Genomic DNA, 25,385 nt, shown 5'->3' with positions numbered 1-25,385 from the left:
GTTCTCCTTCTGCGTCATCTTTTTTATGCTGCGAAGTTCTTCGCAACAAATTCCCAGTTCACCAGCGCCCAGAAGTTTTCCAGGTAGCCAGGACGGGCATTGCGATAATCGATGTAGTAGGCGTGTTCCCATACGTCAACGGTCATCAGCGGCGTCGCGTCGGTGGTCAGCGGTGTACCTGCATTGGAGGTGGAAACGATAGCCAGTTTGCCATCCGTTCCTTTTACCAGCCAGGTCCAGCCAGAACCGAAGTTTTTAATAGCGGCATCGGTGAACTGCGCTTTGAAATCCGCAAAGCTGCCAAAGGAGGCGGCAATTGTTTCGGCCAGTTTACCGGTAGGTTCGCCACCTGCGTTCGGTGCCAGGCAGTTCCAGTAGAACGTGTGGTTCCATACCTGTGCTGCGTTATTGAATACACCGCCTTCAGAGCTACGTACGATCTCTTCCAGTGATTTGCCTTCAAACGCCGTGCCTTTAATCAGGTTGTTCAGATTAGTCACGTAAGTTTGATGGTGTTTGCCATAGTGATATTCCAGCGTTTCGGCAGAAATGTGCGGTGCCAGAGCATCTTTGGCATACGGTAATGCAGGTAATTCAAACGACATTGCTTCTCTCCTTATTATTTATATTGAGTACACACAATAGCCTCATTGTGAGTAAGGATAGGGTAGCAAATTGAAAGGTTATGCAAAAGAAGAACTTACCCTACAGCATGTCCTGTAGGGTAAGTTTTTAACGAATTGTTTTTGGCGTCATTACCCGACGAGCGCCCACATAGTGGCGCTGCCAGTAATCTTCACTCAGAGAGGTGATTTGAATTTCCTGACCGCTGCGCGGTGACTGAATAAACTTACCGTTGCCAACATAAACGCCAACGTGATCGGCAGTTCCACGTCCCTGGGTACGGAAAAATACCAGGTCGCCATTTTTCAGTTCGCCACGTTCAATCGGCGCGGCATCGCGCAGATGATACATTTCGTTCGCAGTGCGTGGAATGCGGAATTTCACCAGATCTTTATAGGCGTAATAGACCAGACCGCTGCAGTCAAACCCGGTTCTTGGTGAGGTGCCGCCCCAGCGATAAGGCTTGCCGATTTGGTTCATCAGTGTGGACATGGCGGTTTTAGTGGCTTTCTGCACTTTCACTTTATGCGCGTCAGCCAGCGTCGTTGGTGCGGTGGTTTTCACTTTTACACAGCGCGGCTTATGACCTTTGCGCGGCGTGCATTTTTCAGTCCAGGTAACGGCAGCGGTTTGTGCTGCGGTGTTTTTACCACGACGGTTTGCCGTTTTAGTCGACTTTGCCGGAGCGGCAGTGCGATGTTTAGAAGAGGAAGCGGTTTTGGTGCTGGTTTTGCTGGTGGTTTTTGTCGCCGTTTTCTTGCTGGTTTTTGTTGTTTTTTGGCTGGTTGTTGCGCTTTTCTTTTTATCTACCGTTTTGATGGTGTGGGAATGGGTAGGTGTCGTCCTGGCCTGCTTGGAAGCATGAGCCATGGGCGTAAAGGGCAGTGTAGTAAAAAGTAAAGCACAGAGCGTGATCGAGATTCGGTTTATCCGCGCCACTGAGCAATCCTCTGGTAAGGCAGGTCTATCATGCCTGCGTGTGATTTTCAAAACTTGATGATTCTAATCTATAGAAAGAGGGAAAGTTAATAGCTTTTTTGTTTAAAACTACGTTTCGTAACCGACCGCAAAAAAAATCAGCAATTAAAGTTGGCGTTGGTGAACGAATAATCAAATCCACAGGCTTTAAGGGGATAAATGAGATTGTGAATGCAACTTTTGGCGTCAGGGGATAAAATAATAACGCGTAATGAAAATGTTATTTTCCGTTGCCTGTCTGACCCGCTACAATGTCAGACTACTGCCGTAAAAGAAGTTTAAGGAAGCAAGATAATGAGCACCACTATCGAAAAAATCCAGCGCCAGATCGCTGAAAACCCGATTCTCCTGTACATGAAAGGTTCCCCTAAACTGCCAAGCTGCGGTTTCTCCGCTCAGGCTGTGCAGGCGCTGTCCGCCTGTGGTGAACGCTTTGCTTATGTTGATATTCTGCAGAACCCGGATATTCGCGCCGAGCTGCCGAAATACGCAAACTGGCCAACCTTCCCGCAGCTGTGGGTTGATGGCGAGCTGGTTGGCGGCTGTGACATTTTGATCGAAATGTACCAGCGCGGTGAGTTGCAGCAGCTGATTAAAGAAACAGCGGCGAAATACAAAACCGAAGAGCCGGACGCTGAATAATATCAGCGTAAATAAAAAGCGACCTCGTGATGGTCGCTTTTTTTATCGGTCCGTTATGCCTCTTCAGGCACGGGAAGAGGCCAGCCGCCGAGACGTTTCCAGCGGTTAACAATTTCGCAAAACAGCACGGCCGTCCGTTCGGTGTCATACAGCGCCGAGTGCGCCTGAGTCCCGTCAAATTCCATTCCTGCCGCCAGGCACGCTTTCGATAACACAGTTTGCCCCAGAGACAGGCCGCTTAAGGCCGCAGTATCAAAGGTGACGAACGGATGAAATGGATTACGTTTGAGCGAGGCGCGTTCTGCTGCGGCCATCATAAAACTGTGGTCGAATGTAGCGTTATGCGCCACCATGATCGCCCGATTGCAGCCGCTGTCTTTAATGCCTTTACGCACCATTTTAAAGATGGCATGCAGAGCGTCATATTCGCTGACCGCTCCGCGTAGCGGATTGTTAGGGTCAATTCCGTTAAAGGCGAGGGCTTCCGGCTGCAAATTCGCGCCTTCAAATGGCTCTACGTGGAAATGTAACGTCGTGTCCGGCATCAGCCAGCCTTGTTCATCCATTTTCAGTGTGATGGCTGCGATCTCAAGCAGCGCATCGGTTTTGGCATTGAACCCTGCGGTTTCGACATCAATGACGACAGGATAAAAACCACGAAAACGGTCACACAGACCGGAAAGTTGAGCGTTATCGGACATCTGGGTCTCTTAATACGGGAAAATTGCAGCGCGTATTATGGCAAAATGATGAGTATAAAACTACGGGCACAGACGATCTGCGCCCGTGGGGAGGTTAGTCGCCCAGGCCGCGCCCGGCGTCTTTCTCTTCGATCAGTTCAATTTTGTAACCGTCTGGATCTTCAACGAACGCAATTACGGTGGTGCCGCCTTTTACCGGACCGGCTTCACGCGTGACGTTACCGCCATTCTGACGAATACGTTCACAGGCTTCGGCCGCGTTGTCTACGCTCAGGGCGATATGGCCGTAGGCAGTGCCCAGCTCATACTTGTCGACACCCCAGTTATAGGTCAGTTCGATCACGGCTTCGCTGGTTTCAGGACCGTAGCCGACAAAGGCCAGGGAGTATTTGTATTCAGGGTTTTCGCTGGTTCGCAGCAGCTTCATGCCCAGCACGTTGGTATAAAACTCGATGGAACGCTGCAGGTCACCCACGCGCAGCATGGTATGAAGTAAACGCATCTTTTTCCCCTTCGAAAATGGCTAATACATTCAAAATGTTGTTTTAGTATAGCGGCGTTGTGACGCCGCTATCAATGGCAGAACGGAGTTTGTGACGTTAGAGGGTAGGATAATCGGTGTAACCTTCCGCGCCGCCGCCGTAGAAGCTTTCGGCACGTTGCGGATTCAGCTCCGCTTTACGCTGCAGACGCGCAACCAGATCCGGGTTTGCGATATAGGCGCGACCAAAAGCAACGGCGTCGATCAGGCCCTTCTCGATCAGTGCTTCTGCTTTTTCAGGTGTGTAGGCACCCGCACCAATGATCGGACCGTGGAAACGTGCACGAACTTTTTCGCGAAACGCATCGGAATACGGCTCGCCGCCAGCCCAGTCCGGCTCAGACATATGCAGGTAAGCGATTCCGCGCTTGCCCAGTTGTTCAATCAGATACAGCGCATCGGCTTCTTCGTTCGGGCCGTTGTCAACATTCTGGAATGAGCCAATCGGAGAGACGCGAATACCAATGCGGTCGGCACCCCATTCTTTAATACCGGCATCGACAACTTCCAGCACCAGACGTGCACGATTTTCGACGCTGCCGCCGTATTGATCGGTACGCTGGTTAGACGTTGGCGACAGGAACTGGTGCAGCAGATAGCCGTGAGCGGAGTGCAGTTCAACCATGTCGAAACCCGCTTCGCGCGCGTTGGCAATCGCCTGACGGAAGTCATTAACGATGCCGGGAATTTCTTCCGTTTCCAGCGCACGCGGCATTGAGGTATCCGCACGCGTTGCCAGACCATTTTCATCACGCAGCGAGGTCCGGGTACCGGCGCTAATTGCGGAAGGTGCGACCGGTGCCTGACCGTTGGGCTGCAGACTGGCGTGAGAGATGCGCCCGGTATGCCACAACTGGACCGCAATATGACCTTGCTCCGCATGTACGGCAGCGGTGATTTTTTTCCATGCGGCAATTTGCGCTTCGCTGTGTAAGCCGGGTGCCCCCGCATAGCCTTTCGCCTGTGCGGAAATCTGTGTAGCTTCACTGATGATAAGACCCGCGCTGGCGCGTTGACGGTAATACTCCGCCATCAGCGGAGTAGGGATGTCGCCAGGCTCAATGCTGCGCAGACGCGTCAGTGGCGCCATGAATACGCGGTTTGCTGCCGTAATAGCACCCACTTTCAGTGGGGAAAAAAGTTTTTCAGATGACATATGACACTCCTGAATAGACCGGTCGTCTAGTAATAAAAGAAATAAAAACGCCTGTTAAACGGCAGGCGTAGTAATGATGGTTTTAACGTGCGCCAGCGCATTTTCCAGCGGGGTGGCGCTACGAGAAATCTTGGCCTGCAGGTTGGCGCCCAGCCACAGAGCATACAATACCTGCGCCTGTTGTAACGGCTCGCCAACAAAGGACAGACAATGGTTTGCCTGACCTTTCTCCAGCGCCTGCGCTAACAGCGCAATAATGTGCCGCGCGCCTTTATCCATCGCCGTGCGCATATCTTCTGACAGATCGCACACTTCGGCGGACAGTTTTACGGTTAAACAACCGCTGATAATGCCGTGCTGGCTAAACTGGTTCAGTGTTTCCTGATAGTAGGCCAGAATGCGGTCGCGATAGTTTCCTGCCCCCGTATCAAAGTGCGTAGCCAGTCGCTGATGATAGGCCGCATAGTGGCGTTCCAGCATCGCAACACCGAACGCTTCTTTAGAGCGAAAATAGTGATAAAACGAACCTTTGGGGACTTCAGCGGTTTTCAGTAGTTCGCTTAAGCCCATACCGGTGAAACCGCGCTGCATGCACAGCAGTTCGCCAGTCGCCAGCAGATGTTCGCGTGTATCGTGTTCAGTGATTTTGTTCATGGAAAGGAGTGTAATAGACCAGTCGGTCTAATGCAATAGCGCTTGCGAGAAATTCAGTTAACGTCTTCAATATGTATATCAATCTTACGAAAGGAGGGGATGTGGCCGAACAGCTGGAGTTTTTCCCCGTCCAGAGCCCATGCCGTGGAATATGTCAGTCTGACGAGCGCGGTTTTTGCCGCGGCTGTTTTCGCAGTCGGGATGAGCGTTTTAACTGGCAAAAGATGAGCGATGCCGAAAAGCAGGAAGTGCTACGGCTTTGTCGTCAGCGCCTGATGCGTAAATTACGAGCAAACAAAGCCAACCCTTCGGAAGAACCGCAACAACCTTCACTCTTTTAAAAGCGTAATTGCGTATACTCGATGCACATTCACTTATAAGGAAGCTGCTATGGTTCAGCGTATTACTATTGCGCCGCAAGGTCCGGAATTTTCTCGCTTTGTAATGGGGTATTGGCGCCTGATGGACTGGAATATGTCCGCGCGCCAGCTAGTCAGCTTTATTGAAGAACATCTGGATCTGGGTGTTACCACCGTCGATCACGCCGATATTTACGGCGGATACCAGTGTGAAGCGGCGTTTGGTGAGGCACTGAGGCTGGCTCCGCATCTGCGTGAAAAAATGCAGATTGTTACCAAGTGCGGGATCGCCACGACGGCACGCACGGAAAATGCGCTGGGTCATTACATTACCGACAGCGCGCATATCATTGCCAGTGCGGAAGCATCGTTGAAGTTACTGGCGACCGATCATATTGATTTGCTGCTCATCCACCGTCCCGATCCGCTCATGGATGCGGACGACGTAGCCGACGCGTTCAAAAAATTGCACCATAGCGGAAAAGTGCGTCACTTTGGCGTATCTAACTTCACCCCGGCACAGTTCTCACTGCTGCAATCGCGTCTGCCGTTCACGCTGGCGACTAACCAGGTTGAGATCTCACCGGTACATCAGCCGCTCCTGCTGGATGGTACTTTAGATCAACTGCAACAACTGCGCATTCGTCCGATGGCCTGGTCCTGCCTCGGCGGTGGTCGTCTGTTTAATGACGATGCGTTCCAGCCATTACGTAATGAACTTGCCACAATCGCAGAAGAGTTAAACGCGCAGTCCATTGAGCAGGTGGTGTATGCCTGGATTTTACGTCTGCCGTCTCAGCCGCTGCCGATTATTGGCTCAGGGAAGATAGAGCGTGTACGCGCCGCCGTTGAGTCTGAGTCATTGAACATGTCTCGCCAGCAGTGGTTCCGTATTCGCAAAGCTGCGCTGGGTTACGACGTACCGTAATCGCGTTTTTGACGCTTCTCCGTTCAAATTTGTGTCACTGGTTTACACTTATCAATCAGACACCTTTTGGACGGAGGTCTTATGAAGCGTTTGAGTTTGGCCATTATTACTCTACTCGCCTGTGCAGGTGCGCAGGCTGCCAGTGAAGAAAAAGTGACGATGAATCTGGTAACGTCGCAAGGCGTCGGCCAGGCGATTGGTACGGTCACTATTGCTGAAACCGGGAAAGGGCTGGAGTTTACGCCCGATCTGAAAGCGCTGCCGCCGGGTGAACATGGCTTCCATGTCCATGCGAATGGCAGTTGCCAACCGGCGATTAAAGAAGGAAAAGCCTCAGCCGCGGAATCGGCTGGAGGCCATTATGATCCGCACCAAACCGGCAAGCACGAAGGTCCGGAAGGCGCAGGCCACATGGGCGACCTGCCGCTGCTGGTGGTGAATAACGACGGTAACGCCACAACACCGGTCATTGCGCCGCAGCTGAAAACGCTCGATGAGGTTAAAGGCAAAGCGCTGATGATCCATGTCGGTGGCGATAATATGTCCGATCAACCAAAACCGCTTGGCGGTGGTGGAGCGCGCTACGCCTGTGGCGTTATCAAATAATCAATTGCCTAGCGTACCCGGCGGAGGCGCCTGTTCGAGCTGAGAAAGCGAGCAGTGTAGTCGCCAGATAAGCGCCGACAGTTCTTGCGCCGCAGGTTGATGATGGTGGGCGAGCGTGTCGCAAATACGCTGTAGCTCACTCAGCGTGGCATTCAGCGGTCGTTGCTGAACGCCGCGCTCACTCATTACGTCGCGAAGCAGCGAGATACACACGTCTCTGACGCGAGCCAGAGGATCTGAACGCACCTCCCAGGTGCGCAGTTGCCACACCACGTGCGAGCAGTTAAGCAAGACAACCCCCCAACGCAATAGCCAGCGTCGCGCCAGTGCATCCTGACTGTTGCTGAGCTGGCTGACGTGGTGATAGGTCAGCGACTCAAATTCGTTTTCACTGAGCGAGGGATGTCGGCTGAGCTGATCGACAAAATCCCGGCGCAGGGCGCGAATATGGCGGCGACCTTTCCGCGCATCCGATCCGGGCCGTAGAATGGCGAATGCCAGCCACGATAGCGCCACGCCGGTTATTTTCGCCATATTGTCATTCAGGAAATCAGCAAAATCATAAACCGGCGGATTAGTCACCGCGATAAACGATCCCATAAACACGATTAGCTGTCCCCAAAGACCCGCCAGCGCGGGCATTTGCAGCTTCAGGAGTTGCATGGTAGCGAGCAGCGGGAAGAGAAACAGAATGAATTGCCAGAGGTCAGAGATTTGCACCATCAGGCCAAACTTAACCACAAAGCTAAACAGCGACAGCAGAACCAGCGTGCGCATCAGCAAAGAAAGTGACTTGAACGGCGTGGCTACGGCGGAATAGAGCACGCTGCTGATGGCCGCGAGCGTTAGTGCGCCAGAGCCTGATTCCCATTGCGCGCCAATGCTCCATGCGCCGATAAGCATCAGGGTACAGAACGTACGCAATCCGCTCCAGAGAGCTTCCGCATTATCGGTATGACGGGCAAGTCCTGGCGTGCGGGCGATAGTAATACGCTCGGCGGTAACGCCATTTTCCAGTAAATGCAGATAATGACTGCTGCGTAAGTAGAGCCGACAAAAATAACGCAGTCTTTGCCAGAAGGCGACGTGCCGATAGTCGCGCGCATCGAGAGGACGCAAGGGGGCGATAATACGCGCGACGGTGTAGGTGTCGGTATTGGATTTGACCAGCTCGCTGAGCAGTTGTTCGATGATTTCCCGGGTATTAGCCGGGGGAGTGGGCCAGTTCAGGAGCATCCTGCGCAGACTGGAGATCACGCTGGTCATACGTAACTGCTGATGCAACAGCGAATTGAGCAACGCATTTTGACGGCGAAAACGGTAGTGACTCCAGAACGCCTGAATACGTAGCAGGTTCATGGTCAAAATCTGACCAATAACACCTTCATGAGCTGTGCGAATCGCATCCGTTGTCTCCGGTTGCCAGAGTAAGCTGGCATGCTCCAGTAAACGCGAATGCATGTTTTTCAGCGCGGTAAGCAATGTGGTGCCATCGGAGGTGCTGGGGAGGATCATCATCATCATGCCGCCGCACAGGATACCGACGATGACCTCGCATACGCGGGCCTGAGCGATATCCCACAACTGCGTAATCTCTATGGTATTGACCATGGGAAAAGCAATGATCGCCGCCGTATAACCGGCCAGTTGAAAGGCGTAGGCGACGTTATTGGTGAAGTGAGCGCAGGCCCAGGTACAAAAACCGATCCACACTGACATGCTCAGCAAAAACAACCACGGCTCATTGAGGGTATGACCGGCAATAATCAACGCGGCGGTGGCACCCAGCAAGCTACCCGCAACACGACCCAGACTTTTGCTGATAACCCCGCCGACGGTGGGAAAGCTGACCACTGCCGCCGAGGTCATCGCCCAGTAGGGCTCATCCAGATTCAGGTAATAGGCGAACGTTAACGCCAGACACATCGCAATGGTATTTCGCAACGCATAACGCCACTGCGCTACCGTGGCTTTAAACCACGGCCAATGGCCTGGCATCAGGTGGGACAGTTTCATTTACGCTGGCCGATAGACACGCTGCAGGTCGTACCAGAAACCAGGGTGACATCCTGCGGCAGAGCGTCGAATTCGATGCGGACCGGAACGCGTTGGGCCAGACGCACCCACGGCACATTGGGTTTGATGTCGGGAATCAGGCCGGAATCGCTTTCCACACTTTGGTCGTAGATGGCGCGACCAATACTGGATACGTGACCCTGTAACTTTATGTTGCCGCTGTAGAGCGTGATAACCGCAGGTGCACCTTCACGAATGTGGCGCAACTTGGTTTCTTCAAAATACCCCATCACATAGAAAGAGTGGCTGTCGACAAGGGCAAACAGGGGCTTACCGGTTGAGGCGTAGTCTCCAGTACGAGTTGATAGGTTGGTGACCCAGCCCGCTACGGGCGCTTTGACCACCGTCTGCGTCAGTTGCCACTGTGCCTGGCGCAGGCTGGCCTCGGCTGCTTCAACGCTGGCCTGCATGGCTTTCACGTTGAGGTTAGCAGTATCCAGATCTTCGGCTGAGATATAATTTTGCGATAAATGACGGCGGCGGTTGGCTTCGTTATTGGCTTTCGCCAGATCGGACTGTGCCTTCGCCAGCTGCGCTTGCGCATTCAGTTCAGCAATGTGAAACGGCGTCTTGTCGATGATAAAAAGGACATCGCCTTTGTTAACAAACTGGTTATCTTTTATATTGAGTTCGCTAATGCTGCCTGAGACCTGCGGCGTGATGCTGACCTGCTCAGCACGCACTTTGCCATCACGTGTCCAGGGCGATTGCATATAGTAATTCCACATCCACCATCCGGCGAAAACTGCGATGGCAGCGGCTATAATGGTGGAGAAGTATTTAATGGTTTTAAGCGACATAATCACCACACAATCAGCATTACAAAGGCCAGACATACGCAAAGCGTAAAGAGTGACAGATCCATTAACAGGGGATGCCAGATTTCGCCGGAGTAAATCCAGTCGCGCAGGAGGCGATGAACAACCAGCCAGAGAATAAATCCTGCTACAAACGCCTTGAAAACAGGAGGGAAGTAGACAGATGCTCCGATCATTAAATCTTGTAGGGGCAATCCTGTTGCATTAAACATAAACTTCACGGGCAAAATCCTTGGCGGAAGAGAGCATTGCTATAGGTTTAGCAAAAAAGAGACAATGAGTCTCTGTAACGCATAATGTCTGAAAAAATGTCAGCCGGTAAGCAAATTTGGCAATACATTTGTTTTGGGAATACAAATGCTGCACACTATTCTAAAATCAGCATAATAACTTAGCAAGCTAATTATAAGGAGATGAAATTGGAATCGCCATTAGGTTCTGATCTGGCACGGTTGGTGCGCATTTGGCGTGCTCTGATTGACCATCGCCTGAAACCTCTGGAGTTGACGCAGACGCATTGGGTTACGCTGCACAACATTCATCAATTGCCGCCTGATCAATCGCAGATTCAGTTGGCTAAAGCGATTGGCATCGAGCAGCCTTCGTTGGTACGCACGCTTGACCAGCTGGAAGAAAAGGGACTCATTTCACGACAGACTTGCGCCAGCGATCGTCGGGCAAAGAGAATTAAACTGACAGAAAAAGCAGAGCCGCTGATTGCAGATATGGAAGCGGTTATCAACAAGACGCGTGGAGAAATTTTGGAAGGGATTTCAGCTGAGGAAATTGATCTGCTGATTAAACTGGTCGCCAGACTGGAACACAATATTATTGAACTGCAGTCACAGGGCTGAAACGATGAGATGACGTGTGGCCAGAGCCTGACCACACGTGAATTCGATTAGCGTGGAGACACGGTAACCTGGCTGCCGTTGTTAGCCATAACAACGCGCTGGCCAGCTGAGAACTTGGTCGCACCCTGTTTCTGAACCACCATGATGGTATTACCGTCGTCCTTACGGATTTCCAGTTCTACACCCTGGGTTTTATTCATCGCACCTTGTACGCCTTGACCCGCTACGCCACCGGCAACTGCGCCAGCCGCCGTGGCTAATGAACGACCCGTACCGCCGCCGACGGTGTTACCCAGGAACCCGCCGAGTACCGCACCACCAATGGCGCCAATCACGTTTGCGTCATCGCCACCCTGGATTTGCACCGGACGAACATGAACAATTGTACCGTAGGTAACGTTCTGAACTTGTTTCGCTTCGGATGCGGTGTATACGTCGCCTGAAAGGCTATCATTGTTAACGCAGCCCGCCAAAGATACACCCATTAATGCAACAGTCAGCACACGTTTAATCATTTACAAATCTCCTTTAACACCACGAAACGCTAATAAAGCACCCTTCATGGCTAAATTATATGGCACTTGTGAGCCTAAGGTCACATGTTCTACTGGAACAATATGAAAATCTTAACCGAAATCGGATATACCGAGTATAAACGAATCATTCATATAATTGATGTAATAAAGCGTCCATTGTAATGATTAACCCTCAAAAATCATTAAGGAAGCATGGCATTAGTCGGCACTTTATGGTTGAGTGTCAAGGCTAATTTGCTTAAAAGGATGACATATGAAATCGGGCCGTTTTATCGGTGTAATGTCTGGAACCAGCCTTGATGGTGTCGATGTTGTGCTGGCGACAATAGATGAAACGATGGTTGCGCAACAGGCGAGTCTGACCTGGCCTATCCCTCTCCATATAAAGCAGGCGATCCTGGATATCTGCCAGGGGCAGCAGCTTACGCTATCGCAGTTTGGCCAACTCGACGCACAGCTCGGTTATCTGTTTGCCGAGGCGGTGAATGCACTGTTGGCACAGGAAAAATTGAAACCGCAGGAGATCGTTGCGATTGGCTGTCATGGGCAAACCGTGTGGCATGAACCGACGGGAATCGCGCCGCACACGCTGCAAATTGGCGACAACAATCAAATCGTTGCGCGTACCGGGATAACGGTGATCGGCGATTTTCGTCGCCGCGATATCGCTCTCGGCGGGCAGGGCGCGCCGTTGGTTCCCGCCTTTCATCAGGCGCTGTTGGCTCATCCAACGGAGCGGCGGATGGTGCTAAACATCGGCGGAATTGCCAATCTGTCTCTGCTTATCCCACAGCAACCCGTTCGCGGTTACGACACCGGGCCGGGCAATATGTTGATGGATGCCTGGATCTGGCGGCAATGCGGCCAACCCTACGACAAAGATGCGCAGTGGGCCACATCGGGAACGGTGATCCTGCCTTTACTGCAAAATATGCTTAACGATCCTTATTTTTCTGCGCCTGCGCCGAAAAGCACTGGCCGCGAGTATTTCAATTATGGCTGGATAGAACGTCATATGGCGCAGTTCCCGGGAATAAGCCCGCGGGATGTGCAGGCGACGCTTGCCGAACTGACGGCCGTGACCATTTCCGAGCAGGTCTTGCTAAGCGGAGGCTGTGAACGGCTAATGGTATGCGGCGGCGGCAGCCGTAATCCGCTGCTGATGATGCGTCTGGCGGCATTATTGCCAGGGACAGAGGTCACTTCAACCGATGAGGCTGGGATCAGCGGCGATGATATGGAGGCCCTGGCTTTTGCCTGGCTGGCGTGGCGAACGCTGGCGGGATTACCGGGAAATCTGCCTTCCGTGACCGGCGCATCAGAACCGAGCGTTTTAGGGGCGATTTATCCTGCTAACCCACGAACTCAGAGTTAACTGAAATTATTCAGCGCCATATGTCGATAAACTAGGGATATTAGGGAGGGTGCCATTACCCTCCAGGACCAGGAAAGTCTTCAGGATATGGCTATGAAAAAACTGTTGTTAGTGTGTCTGCCGGTACTGCTTAGCGGGTGCAGCGTGTACAACCAATTTGTCGAGCGTATGCAAACGGATACGCTTGAATACCGCTGTGACGAAAAACCGCTTACCGTGAAGCTGAACAATACCCGTCAGATGGCGAGTTTTGTTTATGATAATCAGCTATTGAACCTCAAACAGGGCGTGTCGGCATCAGGTGCTCGCTATACCGATGGTATTTACGTCTTCTGGTCTAAAGGCGACGAGGCAACGGTCTATAAACGAGACAGAATTGTGCTAAATAACTGTCAGTTACAGAACCCGAAGCGTTGAGATTTTCACCTGGGCGGCGCACAATAGCGTCACCCACTGACAATCCGTAGCCAACATCATGTCTGATAACGACGAATTGCAGCAAATCGCACATTTGCGCCGTGAATACACGAAAGGCGGTCTCCGCCGCCGCGATCTTCCCGCCGAGCCCCTTGCGCTGTTCGAGCGCTGGCTGGGGCAAGCCTGTGACGCCAAACTGGCCGATCCCACTGCGATGGTCGTTGCTACCGTCGATGAAAACGGTCAGCCTTATCAGCGTATCGTGTTGCTCAAACATTATGATGACAAAGGGCTGGTGTTCTATACCAACCTCGGTAGCCGTAAGGCCCATCAGATTGAGAAAAACCCACGCATCAGCCTCCTGTTTCCCTGGCATACGCTGGAACGGCAGGTGATGGTGATCGGCAAGGCTGAGCGCCTTTCCACGCTGGAAGTGGTGAAATACTTCCACAGTCGCCCACGTGATAGCCAGATTGGTGCCTGGGTCTCTAAGCAATCCAGTCGGATCTCCGCGCGCGGTATTCTGGAAAGCAAATTCCTCGAACTGAAGCAGAAGTTTCAGCAAGGAGAAGTTCCACTGCCCAGTTTCTGGGGAGGCTTTCGCGTAAGTATTGAGCAGATGGAGTTCTGGCAGGGTGGCGAAAACCGTCTGCACGATCGTTTTTTATACCAACGCGAAGATAACGCGTGGAAAATTGATCGCCTGGCCCCCTAAAGATGCAAAATTCTTGTTTTAAGCGCTGGTGCTGAACAATCCGGCGCTTTATTCTATGTTTCTTTCGCATCAGGCGAAAAGTCGTGTACCGGCTAAGGTGCAGTCGTTTTATACATGGAGATTTTGATGGCAAGCAGTAACTTGATTAAACAATTGCAAGAGCGGGGGCTGGTGGCCCAGGTGACGGACGAGGAAGCGTTAGCAGAGCGACTGGCGCAAGGCCCGATCGCGCTCTATTGCGGCTTCGATCCTACCGCTGACAGCTTGCATTTGGGGCATCTGGTTCCATTGTTATGCCTGAAACGCTTCCAGCAGGCAGGCCATAAGCCTGTCGCACTGGTGGGTGGCGCAACCGGTCTGATTGGTGACCCGAGCTTTAAAGCCGCCGAGCGTAAACTGAATACCGAAGACACCGTGCAGGAGTGGGTGGATAAAATCCGCAAACAGGTTGCGCCGTTCCTCGATTTCGACTGTGGCGACAACTCGGCGATTGCTGCGAACAACTACGACTGGTTTGGCAGTATGAATGTACTGACTTTCCTGCGTGATATCGGCAAACACTTCTCCGTTAACCAGATGATCAACAAAGAAGCGGTGAAGCAGCGTCTGAACCGTGACGATCAGGGGATCTCTTTTACCGAGTTTTCTTACAACCTGCTGCAGGGTTATGATTTTGCTTGCCTGAACAAACTGCACGGTGTTGCGCTGCAGATTGGCGGTTCTGACCAGTGGGGTAACATTACTTCGGGTATCGATTTGACCCGTCGCCTGCACCAGAACCAGGTGTTTGGCCTGACCGTTCCGTTGATCACTAAAGCTGACGGCACGAAATTCGGTAAGACGGAAGGCGGCGCTGTGTGGCTGGATCCGAAGAAAACCAGTCCGTACAAATTCTACCAGTTCTGGATCAATACCGCCGATGCGGATGTTTATCGCTTCCTGAAATTCTTCACCTTCATGGACATTGAAGAGATCAATGCGCTGGAAGAAGAAGATAAAAATAGCGGTAAAGCGCCGCGCGCCCAGTATGTTCTGGCTGAGCAAGTAACGCGTCTGGTTCACGGCGAAGAAGGTCTGGTAGCGGCAAAACGTATTACCGAAAGCTTGTTCAACGGTAATCTGAGCGATTTGAGCGAAGCGGATTTCGAACAGCTGGCGCAAGATGGCGTGCCGATGATCGAGATGGACAAAGGTGCCGATCTGATGCAGGCGCTGGTGGACTCCGAGCTGCAACCTTCTCGCGGCCAGGCACGTAAGACTATCGCGTCTAATGCGGTGACTATCAACGGTGAGAAGCAATCCGATCCGGAATATTTCTTCCAGGAGAGTGATATCCTGTTCGGGCGCTACACCTTACTGCGCCGTGGCAAGAAGAACTATTGTCTGATTTGCTGGAAGTAAGATTTAGTTAGCAGGGGCGTGGGAAACTACGCCCCTTTATTTTTTCAGGGTTGTGGTAAGTAAAATGAAGAATATCCTCGCCATCCAGTCCCACGTTGTTTTTGGTCATGCGGGCAACAGTGCAGCAGAATTTCCAATGCGTCGTCTTGGCGCAAATGTCTGGCCGCTGAATACCGTTCAGTTTTCTAACCACACACAGTACGGCAAATGGACCGGTTGCGTTATGCCGCCGAGTCATCTGACTGACATTGTCCAGGGCATTGCCGATATCGATAAACTCCAGACTTGTGACGCAGTACTGAGCGGCTATCTTGGCTCGGCTGAACAGGGCGAGCATATTCTGGGTATTGTACGCAAAGTAAAAGCGGCCAATCCGCAGGCGAAATATTTTTGTGACCCGGTGATGGGCCATCCGGAAAAAGGGTGTATCGTCGCGCCGGGCGTAGCGGAGTTTCATGTACGCCATGCGCTTCCGGCCAGCGATATTATCGCCCCGAATTTGGTTGAGCTCGAAATTCTGTGCGAGCATGCGGTGAATAATGTCAATGAGGCCGTGGCGGCAGCGCGTGAGCTCATCGCTCAGGGACCAGAAATTGTGCTGGTGAAGCATCTGGCTCGCGCGGGTATCAGCGCAGATCGTTTCGAGATGCTGTTAGTTACTGCTGAACAGGCGTGGCATATCAGCCGACCGTTAGTCGATTTTGGCGCACGTCAACCGGTTGGCGTAGGTGATGTCACCAGCGGCTTATTGTTAGTTAAACTGCTGCAGGGCGCGTCTTTACAGCAGGCGCTGGAGCACGTGACGGCGGCGGTGTACGAAGTGATGATTGCCACCAAAAAAATGCACGAGTATGAGCTGCAGGTCGTGGCTGCGCAGGATTGTATCGCGAAGCCTGAACACTACTTCAGCGCGACGCAGCTGTAAGCAATGCCCGATGGCGCTCACGCTTATCGGGCCTGCGTTTGGCTGAAGGCCGGGTAAGCGCAAGCGCTACCCGGCAACAACAATTAATTTAACCCTTCTGCTTTCAACGCCGCGGCAACCGCCGGACGTTCAGCCATACGCGCCATATACGCATCGATATTGCTTAATCCTGCCATATTCAGCTTAACCGCATACGCCCAACGCAGCACGGTGAACAGATAGGCGTCCGCAATGCTGAAGCGCGAACCGCAGATCCATTGGTTATCTTGCAGCGCATCGTTCACATACTGCATTTTTTTCTCCAGCAGCGCGCGAACGGTTGGCTTGAAGTCTTCCGGCGTATCGGGACGGAACAGTGGGGTAAAGCCTTTATGCAGTTCTGTCGCAATGTAGTTAAGCCATTCAATGGTTTTGTAACGGGAGAGGCTGCTGGTCGGGGCAAGGAGTTGACGGTCTGGAACGGTGTCCGCCAGGTATTGCATGATGGCGACGCCTTCGGTCAGTAGCGTACCGTCATCCAGCAGCAGCGCGGGAACTTGCCCTTTTGGGTTTACCGCGAAAAAATCATCGCCGTTTTCCAGACGCTTCTTCATCAGATCAACACCATCCAGCGTGAAATCTTTACCGCTCTCACGAAGTGTGATGTGGGAAGCAAGAGAACAAGCGCCCGGTTTGTAGAACAGTTTCATCGGTAACTCCTTTTGGCTGAGGTATATCGTATGGTAGTGCTAGCTCAGGCAAAAAAAAAGCCGCTAACACTAGTTAGCGGCCTGAAAAAGAGTTTCCCTGAGAATTACGCTGTCGCAGCCTTAGAGGCTTTCTCATTGACGTCATCGTCCTGAGTCATACGATTCAGTTTCGGTGCCGTCAGCAGCATCAGAACAGCGATAACAGCCGTAGCAACACCAATCTGCAGGAACACACGACCGTAGACTTCAAGGGACATCAGCGGGTCAGTGACGTTCTCTGGTACAGCCATCATGTTGGCTACGTAACCACCGATGATGTTTGCACCGGCAGTGGTCAGGAACCAGCTACCCATGATGAAGCCCATCAGGCGTTGCGGAACCAACTGAGCCACCATTGCCAGACCCAGGCCGGAGATCATCAGTTCACCGATACTTTGCAGACCGTAGCAGATGATCAGCCAGTTAACGGAAACGATGCCCGCATCGGTAGCGAATTTAGCACCCAGCGGCAGGATCAGGAATGCACCGGAACACAGCACCATACCAATCGCAAACTTGGTTGGCATCGGCAGGGTATCGCCCATCTTGTTATAGATAGCGGCGAGGATTGGGCTACCAATGATGATCCAGAACGGGTTCAGTGCCTGGTACTGCTCAGGTTCGAAAGCAATGCCAAGAATAGAGTGCTCAACGTTACGAATCGCGAAGAAGTTCAGTGAGGTCGGCATCTGGCTGTACAGCACGAAGAAGATAATCGCTTCCAGCATCAGAATGAAGGCGACGATCATTTTACGACGCGCAGCACCGTGCATGGTGAATGCTTCTTTACCGAAGATAAACACGATACCCAGAGCAATGACGCCCAGAACCATACGTGCGATCTGCTGGTTGTGCAGCAACCAGGTTGCAATCGCGATCAGCACCACGACGCCAACAATAGTCAGCAACAGGTTACGGAAGTTGATCGGCTCAAAGTCAGGTTTAGAACCGTACTGTTTAACCCAGCGCTGACAGAATGCGAAGTTAACAACGGTAATCAGCATACCCACGACGCTCAGAGCGAACGCGGTGCTCCAGCCGTAATGCGCAGCCAACCACGGTGTTGCCAGCATAGAGAAGAATGAACCGATGTTGACGGACATGTAGTACATGGTAAATGCACCATCAAGACGCGGGTCATCTTTGGCATAGCAGGTAGAGAGCAGGGATGATGGGTTTGCTTTAAACAGGCCGTTACCGACCGCGATGGCCGCCATGCCCATATAAACGATACCCGCATCGTGACCAGACCATGCTACCAACGCATAACCGATGGCCAGGACAACGGCACCCAGCATAATGACACGTTTTGTACCCAGAACTTTATCACCTAACCAGCCGCCAATGGCAACCAGACCGTACACCAGGGCGCTAAAGGACGAGAAAAGGGTGATGGAATCCGCTTCTGACATACCCAGTTGTTTAACCAGGTAGACGGCCATAATTCCTTGCAGGCCGTAATAACCAAAACGCTCCCACAGCTCAATAGAGAAAATGAGATAGAACGCTTTTGGTTGTTTGAAGGCGTTTAAACTCACGCTTTCTGTTGGTTTATTGTTTGCAGTAGACACTTTTACCTCTTTTTTTACATCCCATATCAACGGGGGTGTTCAGGCACGTGATGAGTCAAGTTCATCCGTCCGATTGTTATAGTGGGAGGGGAAACGGCAAGTAATGTTCACTATCTTGACCATTCAGACAAGTGGTTTGTAATAATCTGTTACATATATCATGACTGGTGAAATCGTCGGGACTGTGAAATGTTATCTAGCGTTAAATTTCTTCATTTGAAAAATGGCAGATTTTTACACTGTTTAATCAGGGTAAAAACCGCAATGTGGCGATATGTTCTGCTATTTGCGCTTGAATCCAGTGATATAGGCCATTATCTGAAAAATAGCCAGTGTAATGTTTTGTTTAGAAACTGTTCAGTTAGGTCATCTGATTGTCACTTTAACTAAAAAATAAATATTTTTTAACATTATGTTATCTGGATGATCTGGATCACGTATAGATAGAAATTTCTTTTACTAAAAAAACGATTAACCTGCTCAGGTGTTAATTAACAAGAATATTGCATTAGATATGGGCGGTTGAGCGGCATCATTGTCGGGAAAATAAACTCAGGGGAGTGCATAACTAATCGTTATGTTAGCGAGGGGCAAGCAGTATGCCCCGGCAGCATCAGATATCGACTTTCTCTTTGAATTCGCAAAGATCTTCGATAATGCAGGAACCGCAGCGCGGCTTTCTGGCTATACAGGTGTAGCGGCCATGAAGAATTAACCAGTGATGGCAATCGACTTTAAATTCACTAGGTACGACTTTCAGCAGCTTCTCTTCAACCTGCTCGACGTTTTTACCCGGGGCGAACTGGGTACGATTACAAACGCGAAAAATATGGGTATCTACGGCAATAGTGGGCCAGCCAAAGGCGGTATTTAACACCACATTAGCCGTCTTTCGCCCAACCCCGGGCAGGGCTTCTAATGCGGCCCGGTCTTCAGGCACTTCGCCATTATGTTGCTCCAGCAGAATGCGGCAGGTTTTAATCACGTTCTCCGCTTTGCTGTTAAACAAACCGATTGTCTTGATGTAGGACTTAACCCCTTCAACGCCAAGCTCCAGCATCGCGGCTGGCGTATTGGCGATGGGGTAGAGCTTAGCCGTCGCTTTATTGACGCTGACATCGGTGGCCTGCGCGGAGAGCAAGACTGAAATCAGCAGTTCGAACGGCGATGTAAAATTTAGCTCGGTTGTCGGATGCGGATTGTTCTCACGCAGGCGCGTCAGTATTTCCAGCCGTTTTGCTTTGTTCATTACACATTCCCTGTTTCACCGGCCGGACTGTCCGTGACAGCCGCCTCGGCACGACGTTTCTTCATTTTCTCATCAATCAGATACTTAACAGCCAGCATCAGACCCAGGCCAATAAACGCGCCTGGTGGCAGCATGGCCAGCAGAAACGGCGTATCGGTATGGAAGATCTCAACGCGCAATACTTTGGCCCAGCTACCCAACAAACCGTCTGCGCCATCAAAGAGTGTACCGTTACCAATTATTTCACGTAGCGAGCCCAGAACAAACATGGCGCCAGTTGCGCCCATGCCGATGGAAAAGCCATCGAGTGCGGATAGCGCAGGGCCTTTTTTGGCTGCGAAGGCTTCAGCGCGGCCAACAACAATACAGTTGGTCACAATCAGCGGGATAAAAATGCCCAGAGACTGATACAGGCCAAAAGCGTAGGCATTGATCAACATTTGCACCGCGCTCACCACGGAGGCGATGATCATGACATAAATCGGAATACGTATTTCAGGCGGTGTCCAGCGACGAAGGGCAGAAATCGTCAGGTTCGTCAGCGTCAGGACGAGCGTAGTCGCGAGTCCCAGGCCCAGCGCGTTAGTGGCGGTCGAGGTGACGGCCAACAGCGGACACATCCCGAGTAACTGCACAAGCGCGGAGTTATTTTTCCATAACCCTTGGACAATAACGTCTTTAATTTCGCTCATGGTTTATTCTCCACAGGCGCTAAGTTGAGGAAGTTTCGCGGGCAGCGTCTGCGCATACAAACCGGCGCGTTTTACTGCATTAACTACCGCACGCGGCGTAATGGTTGCGCCAGTAAACTGGTCAAAGTCGCCGCCGTCTTTTTTCACCGCCCAGTGAGCGTCGTTACCCGCAGCGATCGTTTTGCCGCTAAAGTGGGTGATCCAGTCGGACAGTCGCAGTTCGATTTTATCACCCAGCCCTGGCGTTTCATGATGTTCGGTCACCCGCGTACCCAACACGGTACCCGAAAAATCGACACCAACCAGCAGTTGAATAGCCCCGGAATAACCATCTGGCGCCGTAGCTTCAAGAATTGCTGCAACGGGACGATCGTCCTGGCGGGCAATATACACTCGGTGAGTGCCTTTGCCCAACGCCTGCGCATCGACCAGATAACAACTTTCGGACAAGTTATTATTGTAGCGATCGCCTGGCAGAACCTGATCGAACAGCGTTTTTTGCTGCAGCGCGGCTTGTTCATCAATGGTGGACTTGGTTAATTGATTGATTGCCGCGGTTAACCCCGTCGAGCCCGCTGCAAACAGCGCCAGAGTAATACCGTGTTTACGAATCGTTTTCAGCATAGGGAGTCCTTAGCGATGTCCGTACACGCGAGGGCGGGTGTAATAATCAATCAGGGGAACCGTGATATTTGCCAGCAATACGGCAAAAGCCACGCCATCAGGATAACCGCCAAAACTGCGAATCAACCACACTAACAGGCCCGCAAGTGCGCCAAAAATCAGGCGACCACGGTTGGTTGTTGATGCTGTAACGGGATCGGTAAGAATAAAAAATGCACCCAGCATGGTCGCGCCGGAAAGTAGGTGCAACTGAGGCGAGGCCAGCGAATCTGGCGAGAAAATCCAGCCTAAAGTGGCACAAACGGCGAGCGACAGCAGGAAGCTCACCGGGATATGCCAGCGAATCGCTTTCTGCCATAGCAACACGACGCCGCCCACCAGCCAGGCAAGGTTAACCCACTGCCAGCCAGCACCTGCAAGCATGCCGCTGTAGATTGGGTATTGCATCACCTGCTCAACAGTACGTCCCGCATGCAGCGAAGTCTTAAAGGTATCGAGAGGTGTTGCCTGACTGATACCATCAATACCCATACGCAGCGTGTTCATATCCCCGCCGCTGGCGGTATGTCCGCTAAAGATAACGTTCAGGGCGTCAAAAAAACCAGGCACAGTCGCCGCAATTTCATGCGGCGGCAGCCAGCTTGTCATCTGTACCGGGAATGAGATAAGCAGCACCACGTAACCAATCATGGCGGGGTTAAACGGGTTCTGACCGAGGCCGCCATACAGCTGTTTAGCAATGATAACGGCGAATACCGTGCCTAAAACTACCATCCACCAGGGGGCGAGCGGGGGAATACTTACGGCCAGCAGTAACCCGGTGAGCAACGCGGAGTTGTCTTTTAAAATCGCGGCAATGGGTTGTTTGCGCAGTTTAAGCACGCCCGCTTCGGCGGCGATAGCGCTGATGGCGGCCAGAACTATCTGGAACAACGTACCCCAGCCAAAGAACCACAGCTGAGCGGCGATCCCCGGCAATGCAGCCAGTAATACCAGCATCATGATACGCGATGTCTGGCGCTGGTTATGGGTATAAGGGGAGCTTGCTATTCTGAATACCATTTATTCCTCGTTTACAACCTGCTGCTGGGCGGCTTTCTTTGCCTGAGCGCGTGCAATAGCGGCCGCGACGGCGGCTTTACGCGGATCCACCGGTTCGACTGTTTCCGTAACCGTCTGCTGCTCGAGCTTGCGAGCTTTGGCGCGGGCGATAGCCGCTTCCACGGCGGCTTTACGCGGATCCACCGGTTCGGCTGTTTCCGTTACGGTTTCCTGCTCAAGCTTGCGGGCTTTGGCACGAGCGATTGCCGCTTCAACTGCAGCTTTACGCGGGTCGACCTCTGTGCTGCTGCCTCCAGCTTGGGGAGGGTTTTCCATCCGGGTTGCGCGAGCTTGCGCCTTACGCGCCTCGCGTGCGGCAATCACGGCACTATTGTCAGGTTTTTCGCCAGCCTGAATGACTACCGGCTGCATTGCCTGAGCCTGCTTTTCTTTTACGCGAGCCAGCGCGGCGGCAATGGCATCATGATCTTTAGCCGCAGGCTGAACGGCAGCGCTTTTGTGACGTTCAAGACGTGCTGCTTTTTCACGTTCGAGTCGCGCCTGTCGGGCTTCAAATCGCGCTTTCGCTTCAGCGGCACGTTTTTCTTCCTGGCTAATGGCATAAATCTCGGCTTTTTCCTGACGGAAATACTGCACCAGTGGAATATTGCTTGGGCATACCCAGGCGCAGGCACCGCATTCAATGCAGTCCGCGATATTGTGCGCCGTTGCTTTGTCGTGCTGCTGCCCTTTACTGAACCAATAAAGCTGTTGCGGCAGGAGATCGGCCGGACAGGCATCGGCGCATGCGCTACAGCGAATGCAGCCTTTCTCTTCCGGCGTTTCTCCCATTTCACTGGCAGAGGGCGCCAGAAGACAGTTGGTTATCTTCACCACCGGTACATCCAGCCACGGCAGCGTAAAGCCCATCAGCGGCCCGCCCATAATCACCATCTGGTCAGCGGAAGGGCAGAAGCCCGCGTCATTGAGCAGATGACGAACCGGCGTGCCTAAACGCGCCCAGACGTTGCCCGGGCGGCTGACGGCTTCGCCGGTCAGCGTCACGACACGTTCGGTAATCGGTTCTCCGTCAATCACCGCACGTTTAATCGCGTAGGCGGTTCCAACGTTTTGCATCAGCACGCCGATATCTGAGGAGCGTCCCCCGTGGGGAACCTGCTTGCCGGTCAGGATTTGCGTTAACTGCTTGGCCCCGCCTGACGGGTACTTGGTGGGGATCACGCGTAAGCTGATATCGTGTGAATCAGCCAGCACCGCGCGCAGCATGGAAATTGCCTGTGGCTTATTATCTTCAATGCCCAGTAGAATTTCGCGTGGCTGAAGAATATGCGCCAGGATGCGGATACCTTCGACGACCTGCGCCGCGCAGTCCTGCATCAGGCGGTCATCAGCCGTAATGTACGGCTCGCATTCAGCAGCGTTAATGATCAGCGTTTCAATTTTATCTCCGCCGCCCTGCAGCTTAACGCCGGTGGGAAAACCCGCGCCACCCAGTCCGGCGACGCCGAACTGGTGAATACGTGCGATCAGCTCTTCCCGGCTGCGGGAACGGTAATCGGCCCAGCCGTCTCGCTCAATCCAGCGATCTTCGCCATCGGCGTCAATAATAACGCTCAGCTCAGCTAATGCCGATGGATGTGCAGTAGAATGCGGCGCAATAGCAACAACGGTGCCTGACGTTGGCGCATGTACCGGAAGCATTTTACCACGCCCAAGGGTTAACGCCTGACCACGCAGCACGGTGTCGCCTACGTTTACGCACAGCTCACCCTCCGCGCCAATATGTTGTTTCAGCGGAATAACAAAGCGTGGCGCCAGCGGAACCTGTCGCAGCGGCGTACCGTTCGACTGGGTCTTCATTTCTGGTGGATGAATGCCGCCATCAAAGTCCCAGATTTTGTTTTTTCTGAATGCAGAGAATAACTTAAACATGTTGTTCCACGGGAATGATGCGCACAGGGATGGTGTTTAAATCCCATTTCCAGCTATCAGGTGTCTCGGCCACCGGGCGTAATTCGATACATTGCGTCGGGCACGGATCAACGCACAGGTTGCACCCGGTGCAGAGATCGCTCATCACCGTGTGCATGGCGCGGGTCGCGCCCACGATCGCATCAACCGGGCAGGCCTGAATGCACTTTGTACAACCGATACAGTTATTTTCATCAATGACCGCCAGCATACGCACGGGGGTAACATCGTGTTCATCACCATCAATCGGCTGCGGGTCGACGTTCAGCAGGGCGGCAATTTTTAACATCACCGCTTCGCCTCCGGGTGCGCAACGGTTGATTTTTTCGCCCTGAGAGCCGATCGCTTCAGCGTAAGGATGACAGCCCGGATAGCCGCATTGTCCACACTGGCTTTGCGGGAGAATTTCATCAATTTTCTCCACGACAGGATCATCTTCGACGGCAAAACGTCGTGAGGCGTAACCCAAAATAGCGCCGAACGCCAGACCCAGTAGACTCACTGCGGCAACGGCAATCCAGATAGCATTCATTACAACTTCACCAAACCACTAAAGCCCATAAAGGCCAATGACATTAAACCAGCGGTAATCAGCGCAATCGCATTACCGCGAAACGGAGCAGGCACGTCCGCCACGGCGAGGCGTTCGCGGATGGCGGCGAACAGTACCATCACCAGCGAGAAGCCGACGGCGGCGGAAAAACCGTATAGCGCCGACTGTAAAAAGTTATGACCGAGATTGATATTCAGTAACGCCACGCCTAATACCGCGCAGTTAGTGGTGATCAGCGGTAGGAAGATCCCCAACAGGCGGTAAAGTGCAGGGCTGGTTTTGCGTACAACCATCTCGGTAAATTGCACGACGACGGCGATGACCAGAATAAAAGCCAACGTGCGCAGATAGATGAGATTGAGTGGAATGAGGATCCAGGTGTCAATCAGCCATGCGCAGATGGATGCCAGTGTCATGACAAACGTCGTGGCAAGGCCCATACCCATTGCGGTTTCCAGTTTTTTGGAAACGCCCATAAACGGGCAGAGCCCCAGAAACTTGACCAGTACAAAGTTATTGACCAGTACAGTTCCGACAAACAGCAGCAGGTAATCAGTCATTTTTCGGCCTGAAATAAAAAAGCCGCCTATTATCTGACAATCTACAACAGGCGACAACAGGTTAACTGT

At 52.4% G+C, this 25,385-nt stretch carries 28 protein-coding genes and 1 pseudogene; 10 read left to right on the top strand and 19 right to left on the bottom strand.

Features of this window, described 5'->3' with window-relative positions; translation table 11 throughout:
* Positions 1-23: 23 nt before the first annotated feature.
* A complete protein-coding gene (sodB, locus tag OGV38_RS20860) occupies positions 24-605 on the bottom strand; it encodes a superoxide dismutase [Fe] (protein WP_269517290.1) in 582 nt (193 codons plus the stop codon).
* Between the two features lie 127 nt (positions 606-732).
* Positions 733-1,563 carry a C40 family peptidase gene (locus OGV38_RS20855; protein ID WP_019076728.1) on the bottom strand — a complete coding sequence of 277 codons (831 nt, stop codon included), beginning with the start codon at positions 1,561-1,563 and terminating at the stop codon, positions 733-735.
* Between the two features lie 333 nt (positions 1,564-1,896).
* On the opposite strand from OGV38_RS20855, the gene grxD reads away from it, so the two are divergent.
* Positions 1,897-2,244 (top strand): monothiol glutaredoxin 4, encoded by a 348-nt coding sequence (gene grxD / locus OGV38_RS20850; RefSeq protein WP_003832760.1) that lies wholly within the window; start codon positions 1,897-1,899, stop codon positions 2,242-2,244.
* 53 nt (positions 2,245-2,297) lie between these two features.
* Here grxD and rnt read toward each other — a convergent pair whose 3' ends face one another.
* The 4 genes from rnt to OGV38_RS20830 all read right to left on the bottom strand — a co-directional run bounded on the left by rnt (position 2,298) and on the right by OGV38_RS20830 (position 5,296).
* Complete coding sequence (rnt, locus tag OGV38_RS20845) at positions 2,298-2,945, bottom strand: ribonuclease T (RefSeq protein ID WP_016152990.1); 648 nt, start codon at positions 2,943-2,945, stop codon at positions 2,298-2,300.
* Between the two features lie 94 nt (positions 2,946-3,039).
* A complete protein-coding gene (gene gloA, locus OGV38_RS20840) occupies positions 3,040-3,447 on the bottom strand; it encodes a lactoylglutathione lyase (RefSeq protein WP_003029198.1) in 408 nt (135 codons plus the stop codon).
* A gap of 97 nt (positions 3,448-3,544) precedes the next feature.
* The gene (locus OGV38_RS20835; RefSeq protein ID WP_003029197.1) at positions 3,545-4,642 is read right to left on the bottom strand and encodes an alkene reductase; all 1,098 of its coding nucleotides are present in this window, start codon (positions 4,640-4,642) and stop codon (positions 3,545-3,547) included.
* Between the two features lie 54 nt (positions 4,643-4,696).
* Positions 4,697-5,296 carry a TetR/AcrR family transcriptional regulator gene (locus OGV38_RS20830; protein ID WP_016152991.1) on the bottom strand — a complete coding sequence of 200 codons (600 nt, stop codon included), beginning with the start codon at positions 5,294-5,296 and terminating at the stop codon, positions 4,697-4,699.
* Between the two features lie 101 nt (positions 5,297-5,397).
* Between OGV38_RS20830 and OGV38_RS20825 the strand changes: the two genes are divergently transcribed.
* The 3 genes from OGV38_RS20825 (at position 5,398) to sodC (ending at position 7,189) form a co-directional block, all read left to right on the top strand.
* The gene (locus OGV38_RS20825; protein WP_016156428.1) at positions 5,398-5,637 is read left to right on the top strand and encodes a DUF1289 domain-containing protein; all 240 of its coding nucleotides are present in this window, start codon (positions 5,398-5,400) and stop codon (positions 5,635-5,637) included.
* Between the two features lie 49 nt (positions 5,638-5,686).
* Complete coding sequence (locus OGV38_RS20820; RefSeq protein ID WP_019076729.1) at positions 5,687-6,583, top strand: aldo/keto reductase; 897 nt, start codon at positions 5,687-5,689, stop codon at positions 6,581-6,583.
* 81 nt (positions 6,584-6,664) lie between these two features.
* Complete coding sequence (sodC, locus tag OGV38_RS20815) at positions 6,665-7,189, top strand: superoxide dismutase [Cu-Zn] SodC (protein WP_286474776.1); 525 nt, start codon at positions 6,665-6,667, stop codon at positions 7,187-7,189.
* Here the strand turns inward: sodC and OGV38_RS20810 are convergent.
* The 3 genes and pseudogenes from OGV38_RS20810 to OGV38_RS20800 form a co-directional block, all read right to left on the bottom strand.
* Positions 7,165-9,205: pseudogene (locus tag OGV38_RS20810) on the bottom strand (FUSC family protein). The gene sodC and the pseudogene OGV38_RS20810 sit on opposite strands and share 25 nt — an antisense overlap.
* Positions 9,202-10,065 carry an efflux RND transporter periplasmic adaptor subunit gene (locus tag OGV38_RS20805; RefSeq protein ID WP_019076730.1) on the bottom strand — a complete coding sequence of 288 codons (864 nt, stop codon included), beginning with the start codon at positions 10,063-10,065 and terminating at the stop codon, positions 9,202-9,204. Before OGV38_RS20805 ends, OGV38_RS20810 begins: the two are co-directional and overlap by 4 nt.
* 2 nt (positions 10,066-10,067) lie before the next feature.
* Entirely contained in the window at positions 10,068-10,304 is a 237-nt protein-coding gene (locus OGV38_RS20800) for a DUF1656 domain-containing protein (RefSeq protein ID WP_016156432.1), read from the bottom strand.
* Between the two features lie 192 nt (positions 10,305-10,496).
* Between OGV38_RS20800 and slyA the strand changes: the two genes are divergently transcribed.
* On the top strand, positions 10,497-10,937 hold the full coding sequence (slyA, locus tag OGV38_RS20795; RefSeq protein ID WP_019076732.1) for a transcriptional regulator SlyA: 441 nt from the start codon (positions 10,497-10,499) through the stop codon (positions 10,935-10,937).
* A 47-nt stretch (positions 10,938-10,984) separates the two neighbouring features.
* Here the strand turns inward: slyA and slyB are convergent, their stop codons facing one another.
* Positions 10,985-11,452 carry an outer membrane lipoprotein SlyB gene (slyB, locus tag OGV38_RS20790; RefSeq protein ID WP_016152998.1) on the bottom strand — a complete coding sequence of 156 codons (468 nt, stop codon included), beginning with the start codon at positions 11,450-11,452 and terminating at the stop codon, positions 10,985-10,987.
* A 274-nt stretch (positions 11,453-11,726) separates the two neighbouring features.
* On the opposite strand from slyB, the gene anmK reads away from it, so the two are divergent.
* From anmK to pdxY, 5 genes are all read left to right on the top strand, one after another.
* A complete protein-coding gene (anmK, locus tag OGV38_RS20785; RefSeq protein ID WP_016152999.1) occupies positions 11,727-12,848 on the top strand; it encodes an anhydro-N-acetylmuramic acid kinase in 1,122 nt (373 codons plus the stop codon).
* 87 nt (positions 12,849-12,935) lie between these two features.
* Positions 12,936-13,265, top strand: coding sequence for a C-type lysozyme inhibitor (gene mliC, locus OGV38_RS20780; protein ID WP_085951051.1), 330 nt, complete (start codon positions 12,936-12,938; stop codon positions 13,263-13,265).
* Positions 13,266-13,323: 58 nt separating this feature from the next.
* The gene (gene pdxH, locus OGV38_RS20775) at positions 13,324-13,980 is read left to right on the top strand and encodes a pyridoxamine 5'-phosphate oxidase (protein WP_003029169.1); all 657 of its coding nucleotides are present in this window, start codon (positions 13,324-13,326) and stop codon (positions 13,978-13,980) included.
* 126 nt (positions 13,981-14,106) lie between these two features.
* Positions 14,107-15,381 carry a tyrosine--tRNA ligase gene (tyrS, locus tag OGV38_RS20770; RefSeq protein ID WP_003836431.1) on the top strand — a complete coding sequence of 425 codons (1,275 nt, stop codon included), beginning with the start codon at positions 14,107-14,109 and terminating at the stop codon, positions 15,379-15,381.
* A gap of 64 nt (positions 15,382-15,445) precedes the next feature.
* Positions 15,446-16,306 carry a pyridoxal kinase PdxY gene (gene pdxY / locus OGV38_RS20765; protein ID WP_019076734.1) on the top strand — a complete coding sequence of 287 codons (861 nt, stop codon included), beginning with the start codon at positions 15,446-15,448 and terminating at the stop codon, positions 16,304-16,306.
* 83 nt (positions 16,307-16,389) lie between these two features.
* Here pdxY and gstA read toward each other — a convergent pair whose 3' ends face one another.
* The 9 genes from gstA to rsxA all read right to left on the bottom strand — a co-directional run bounded on the left by gstA (position 16,390) and on the right by rsxA (position 25,316).
* The gene (gene gstA / locus OGV38_RS20760) at positions 16,390-16,995 is read right to left on the bottom strand and encodes a glutathione transferase GstA (RefSeq protein ID WP_016153002.1); all 606 of its coding nucleotides are present in this window, start codon (positions 16,993-16,995) and stop codon (positions 16,390-16,392) included.
* A 104-nt stretch (positions 16,996-17,099) separates the two neighbouring features.
* Positions 17,100-18,605: a dipeptide/tripeptide permease DtpA gene (gene dtpA / locus OGV38_RS20755; protein WP_016153003.1), complete on the bottom strand. Its 1,506-nt coding sequence runs from the start codon at positions 18,603-18,605 to the stop codon at positions 17,100-17,102.
* Between the two features lie 613 nt (positions 18,606-19,218).
* Positions 19,219-19,854: an endonuclease III gene (gene nth / locus OGV38_RS20750; protein ID WP_016153004.1), complete on the bottom strand. Its 636-nt coding sequence runs from the start codon at positions 19,852-19,854 to the stop codon at positions 19,219-19,221.
* Positions 19,854-20,546 (bottom strand): electron transport complex subunit E, encoded by a 693-nt coding sequence (locus tag OGV38_RS20745; RefSeq protein WP_016153005.1) that lies wholly within the window; start codon positions 20,544-20,546, stop codon positions 19,854-19,856. Before OGV38_RS20745 ends, nth begins: the two co-directional genes overlap by 1 nt.
* Before the next feature lie 3 nt (positions 20,547-20,549).
* Positions 20,550-21,170 carry an electron transport complex subunit RsxG gene (gene rsxG, locus OGV38_RS20740; RefSeq protein WP_047358431.1) on the bottom strand — a complete coding sequence of 207 codons (621 nt, stop codon included), beginning with the start codon at positions 21,168-21,170 and terminating at the stop codon, positions 20,550-20,552.
* Positions 21,171-21,179: 9 nt separating this feature from the next.
* Positions 21,180-22,232 (bottom strand): electron transport complex subunit RsxD, encoded by a 1,053-nt coding sequence (rsxD, locus tag OGV38_RS20735; RefSeq protein WP_094169213.1) that lies wholly within the window; start codon positions 22,230-22,232, stop codon positions 21,180-21,182.
* Entirely contained in the window at positions 22,233-24,164 is a 1,932-nt protein-coding gene (rsxC, locus tag OGV38_RS20730; protein ID WP_142689577.1) for an electron transport complex subunit RsxC, read from the bottom strand. It lies immediately after the preceding gene.
* Positions 24,157-24,735 carry an electron transport complex subunit RsxB gene (gene rsxB / locus OGV38_RS20725; RefSeq protein WP_006684670.1) on the bottom strand — a complete coding sequence of 193 codons (579 nt, stop codon included), beginning with the start codon at positions 24,733-24,735 and terminating at the stop codon, positions 24,157-24,159. The genes rsxC and rsxB overlap by 8 nt, the downstream gene beginning before the upstream one ends.
* Positions 24,735-25,316, bottom strand: coding sequence for an electron transport complex subunit RsxA (gene rsxA, locus OGV38_RS20720; RefSeq protein WP_003029144.1), 582 nt, complete (start codon positions 25,314-25,316; stop codon positions 24,735-24,737). The genes rsxB and rsxA overlap by 1 nt, the downstream gene beginning before the upstream one ends.
* Positions 25,317-25,385 lie beyond the last annotated feature (69 nt).

The sequence above is a fragment of the Citrobacter sp. Cb080 genome (assembly GCF_030334745.1).
Classification (GTDB): Bacteria; Pseudomonadota; Gammaproteobacteria; order Enterobacterales; family Enterobacteriaceae; genus Citrobacter; species Citrobacter braakii.
Note: the sequence above shows the minus strand (reverse complement) of the source record. Positions and strands in the feature narration are given on the sequence as shown.